Raw genomic sequence first — 1,951 nt, forward strand, 5'->3', positions numbered from 1 at the left:
TGCGCCGCTTCGCCGTACAACCGCGTACTGTCTTCAGCGGCGCGCCTTGTCTGAAGCTCCCGGTGAACGGCTATACCGCCAGCCTGCCCACAACAAAACCCGCTGGCTCGCCTGCCTCAACAGCGGCGACCCGCGCCCGGACTGGCTTCACAAAACCGCCGCCGCCCTCCTCCTCGGCCTGCCGCTCGCCGCCCTCATCTGGGCGCCCTACCTGCGCCACAGCCCGGCCACACAACACATGGACGCCCACGGCTACTACACCTACCTCCTCACCATCAGCTGGCTCGCCATCCTCGGCGGCACCTACCTCCTGCGCAACGGCAAAAGCGCCTGGCGCGTCCTCCTCTGCGCCAACCTCGTCGCCGCGCTGCACTACACCCTCACCGCATGAAAATCCCCGCCCACACCCTGAAACACCAGCTCGCCCTGCACAGCTGGGTCGGCATCAGCAGCGCCATCCTCCTCACCATCAGCTTCATCAGCGGCAGCCTGACCGTCTTCAGCGAAGACATCAGCCGCTGGGCAAGCCCGCCCGCGGCAGAAATCCGCCCCGCCGCCGACATGGCAGCGCTCGCGCGCCTGATGCAGCACATGGCAGAGCACCCCGAACACACCTCCAGCTTCCTCCTCTACCTGCACACCGACGAAAACGCTCCCGCGCCGTTGCACTGGGAAACCGGCGACAGCGAAACCTGGGCTTACCTTGACGCCGACGGCACCCTGCACAGCCACACCCGCCCGGCTACCGCCGCCGGACACGTCCTCGACGAACTGCACCGCACTGCGGGCATCCCCACCATCGCCGGCGAATACAGCATGGGCATCGTCGCCATCCTCTACCTGCTGGCACTCATCAGCGGCACCCTCCTCGCCCTGCCGAAACTTGGCCAACAATGCCTCGCCCTGCGCCTCAACCACAGCCGCCGCCGCGCCTGGCTCGACATCCACAACCTCCTTGGCCTGACTGCCCTACCCTTACACCTCATCATCGCCGTCACCACCGTCCTCTTCGTCTTCGCCGCCCCGCTCTCAACCCTGCTGCAACCGCTCGCCCCGCCGCCGCCCGTCGCCGAAAACCACACCATCGACGAACGCCCGCTCCTCCCGCCGCAAGCCCTCGTCGCCGCCGCACAACACGAAATCCCCGACCTGCAAGTACGCTTCCTCGCCTTCGACAGCCTCGCCGACCGCGAACAGGCGCTGGCGGTCGTCGTCGGCGAACAACCCGGCGGTGGCCGCCAGCTCTACCTTGCGCTGCACCCCTACAGCAGCGCGCTACGCTACCGCAATCACGGCGGCAACCACTACGCCCGCGCGCGCGACATCCTGCACGAGCTGCACTTTGGCAACTACGGCGGCTACCCGCTGCGCTGGCTCTACTTCGCCCTCGGCCTCGGCGGCGCGCTCCTCTTCTACAGCGGCAACCGCCTCTGGCTGGACAAACGCGCCCGCGGCGGCGCGCGGCGCGACGTCCGCATTCTCGCCGCGCTGACCGAAGGCTGCACCTACGGCAGCATCAGCGGCATCGCCCTCATCCTGCTCACCGCCCGCCTGCCGTTGCCCGTCGCCCGCGAAACCCTCGCCTGGACGAGCTACTACCTGCCCTTCCTCGCCGCCATCGCCTATGCCCACCTAAAAGGCGCCGCCAGCCGCATCCCGCTGATGCGCGGCGCTGGCGCCCTGCTCTGCGCCATCCCGGCCAGCACCCTGCTCGCCGCCGTTGGCCTGCTGCCCTTCACCCCGCGCCTCCTGCCGCTGGTGGACGCGACCGCCCTCGCCTTTGGCATCGCACTCCTTGCCACCGCCCGCCGAACCGCATCCGCCACAAATATACATACACCTTAGGCGCTACCCTGTATGTAAACGCGCCAAACCACGTTTACATACACACTAGGGGCTGTTTACAATTGGCCATAACATGATGATTTCATTAGCAGGTTTGGTTAAGGCC

The 1,951-nt window shown here is 67.1% G+C and carries 2 protein-coding genes; both read left to right on the forward strand.

All coding sequences use genetic code 11. The features are described from left to right. The coding region (locus Q0349_RS13885) for a hypothetical protein (protein ID WP_298081611.1) at window positions 1–391 on the forward strand (391 nt) is incomplete at its 5' end. Beyond that, complete coding sequence (locus Q0349_RS13890) at window positions 388–1,845, forward strand: PepSY-associated TM helix domain-containing protein (protein ID WP_298081612.1); 1,458 nt, start codon at window positions 388–390, stop codon at window positions 1,843–1,845. The genes Q0349_RS13885 and Q0349_RS13890, both read left to right, overlap by 4 nt. Window positions 1,846–1,951 lie beyond the last annotated feature (106 nt).

The organism is uncultured Cardiobacterium sp. (assembly GCF_938028185.1).
In the GTDB taxonomy this organism is placed as follows: Bacteria; Pseudomonadota; Gammaproteobacteria; order Cardiobacteriales; family Cardiobacteriaceae; genus Cardiobacterium.

Coding starts and splice junctions, on each gene's coding strand:
- Q0349_RS13890 (WP_298081612.1), top strand. CDS start 388: ATGAAAATCCCCGCCCACACCCTGAAACACCAGCTCGCCCTGCACAGC.